Source organism: Microvirga sp. P4_G7, assembly GCF_056401005.1.
In genome coordinates this window covers 1-2,842 of the sequence record NZ_JBFUKD010000501.1, presented here as the reverse complement: position 1 = coordinate 2,842, position 2,842 = coordinate 1, and the positions used below count along the sequence as shown (strand labels likewise).

At 59.5% G+C, this 2,842-nt stretch carries 2 protein-coding genes; both read left to right on the top strand.

The genetic code is table 11. The annotated features are described in order from the left end of the window. A partial coding sequence (locus AC1DT3_RS17005) for a M10 family metallopeptidase C-terminal domain-containing protein (protein WP_477466417.1) occupies nucleotides 1–1,071 on the top strand: 1,071 nt, incomplete at its 5' end. Between the two features lie 165 nt (nucleotides 1,072–1,236). Further along, entirely contained in the window at nucleotides 1,237–2,628 is a 1,392-nt protein-coding gene (locus AC1DT3_RS17000) for a M10 family metallopeptidase (protein WP_477466416.1), read from the top strand. The last annotated feature ends 214 nt before the right edge of the window (nucleotides 2,629–2,842 follow it).

Here is a 2,842-nt window from a genome sequence, read left to right as displayed (position 1 = left end):
GAGATGGCTTCGGACGAGTACGCGCACGCATATTATCCATCATTGGACACCTCCTCCGGGGATGTCTGGATGAGCTTCGATTGGAACGTCCCGGCAAAAAGCGTGAATCCCGGCAGCTACGACTTCCTCGCGCTGGTGCATGAGATCGGCCACTCGCTCGGGCTGAAGCACTCGTTCGAAGGAAGCTTCTCAAATTCCGCCCGCATACCGCACAGCCAGGACAGCTACTTCTACACGGTGATGAGCTATTCGGTGAAACCGGGCGATTCGGAAACGACCGCGGATTTTTATCCGACGACGCCCATGTATCTCGACCTCTACGCGATCCAAGGGCTCTACGGGCGCGATCCGTCGTCCCACGCCGGCAACACCAAGTACAAATTCTCGTCGGGCAAAAAGTACTGGCAGACGATCGACGACGCGAGCGGATCTGACACGATCGCGTATTCTGGAAATTCGAGCTGTACCATTGACCTTCGCCCCGGCAAGTTCAGCACGTTGAGCGCGCCGATCAAGTTCAGCGACGGCACATCGACGCGCAGTACCGTGTCGATCGGACCCGGAACGATCATCGAGCGTGCGAGCGGCGGCGGCGGGGCAGACACGCTGATCGGAAACTCCGCCGATAACGTGCTCAAAGGAGGCTTCGGAGCCGACATGCTCACCGGCGGCGCGGGAGACGACCTGCTCTACGGCGGAGCCGGCAGGGACACTCTCCGCGGCAATACAGGGGCAGATGCGTTCGTGTTCGACAGCGCGCCGACGGCGTCCGCAAAAAACAACACCGACATCATCCTCGATTTCAAAGCGGTGGAAGACTCCATCTGGCTCGACAACGCCGTGTTCAAGTCGCTCGGGCGAAGTGGATCGCAGAGCAACCCGCAGCCGCTCGCGAAGGAAAAGTTCTGGGTCGGCACGCGGGCGCACGACGCCGACGATCGCATCATCTACGACCCCTCCATGCGCGCACTTTTCTACGACGCAGACGGGCACGGGAAACTCAAGGCGATTCAGATCGCGACGTTTCAAAACAAGACGACCCTCTCGCACGCGGACTTCTTCATCGTCTAAGCCAACTGCTCGCGGCACGGAAAATACCCATTCTTTTCTGCGCATTCGAAACGCGGTTACACCGATCTGATCTTGGCTTCGGCGGGCGTTTGCATCAAAGTTCCCTTAGGTAAATTTACACTCTCCACGGCACCAGGATGGCGAGTGCGATTGGAGGGGACGACCGTGGCACTGCCGACCAAGAATTCCGTCGACGTAGGATCAGTACCGCTCTCCGCGAACCTTGGCCAAGCGAGGGCATTGCTCGACGGCGACAAGTGGGGATCCGCGACGCCCGGAATTGGCGTCACGCTCACGTGGAGTGTGCCGCAGGGAACCGCGTGGTTCGCGCGCGGCTATTCGAACAGCAACGAATGGAACAGCTGGTATTCGTTCTCCGCAATCGAAATCGCGGGTGCTGATCAGGCCCTGAAAGCCTGGACCGACGTATCCGGCGTAAGCGCGAGACGAGTGGCGGACAACCAATCCGTCGTCGGAGAGATCCGCTTCGCCCGGACTGACTATGTCGACGACGGCAGCGTCGCGCATGCTTACTTTCCATCGGCATCGCCTTCGGCAGGCGACGTATGGACAAAGAACAGCACCTGGAACGTATCGGGCTTTGCAGCAAACACGCCGGGGACCGACGACTACCATACGCTGCTGCACGAGATCGGCCACGCGTTGGGCTTGAAGCATCCGTTCGAGACGTCTTTCAACAATCCTCGGACGATCGACCCGCGCTACGACAGCTACTTCCATACGGTGATGAGCTACAATGCAGCGCCGTGGTCAGACGACGACGTCACGCCGAGTTTCTATCCGACGACGCCGATGTACTACGATCTGGTGGCGATCCAGTATCTCTACGGGCGCGATCTGAAATCCCACGCCGGCAACACCAAATACCAGTTCTCGATGGGACAGGCCTACTGGCAGACCATCGACGACGCCAGCGGGTACGACACGATTTCCTATAGCGGTTTTCAGAGCTGCACGATCGACCTGCGCGAGGGGCGTTTCAGCATCGTGGGTGACGCCATCACGTTCTCGGACGGGACGTCCTCGCTCACCACGGTCAGCATCGGGCCGGGAACCGTTATCGAGGCCGCGATCGGCGGCACAGGCTCCGACAGGCTGATCGGCAACGGAGCAAACAACGTCCTGAAGGGCGGCGGCGGTGGCGACAGGCTCTATGGTGGCGCCGGAGGCGACCAGTTGTTTGGCGGACTGGACGACGACGTTCTGACGGGTAGCTCGGGCATCGACTATTTCGTGTTCAATACAGGCCTCACATCGGCGACACCGAACGTCGACCGCATCACCGATTTCAGCGTGAAGGACGATACCATCCGGCTCGACGACGCCGTGTTCACGAAGCTCAAGCGAGGTGTGCTTCCCGCCTCGAAATTCACCATCGGAAAGCAGGCGAAGGATTCCAGCGACCGAATCATCTACGACAAGAGGACAGGCGATCTCTTCTACGATTCAGACGGAACCGGACCCACCGAGCAAATCAAGTTCGCCCTTCTGTCCAAGAACTTGAAAATGACCACCAAGGATCTTTTCGTCATCTGATCGCGTCGCGCCGACGCGGCGCCTCCTGTGTCGCCCAAGGCGCAGAAACTCGTCGGGGCCGATCTCAAGATCTAATCCATCCCCTCGAACAAGAGCGCTCCGATCTCTCCGGATGCCCCCAAACTCGCCGAAATGAAGCTCATCAAGTACGACACGCCCAAATACGGCTCAGTGGCAGAGCGCACCCGGCTCCTCGAGAAATGGGATGCCGAGG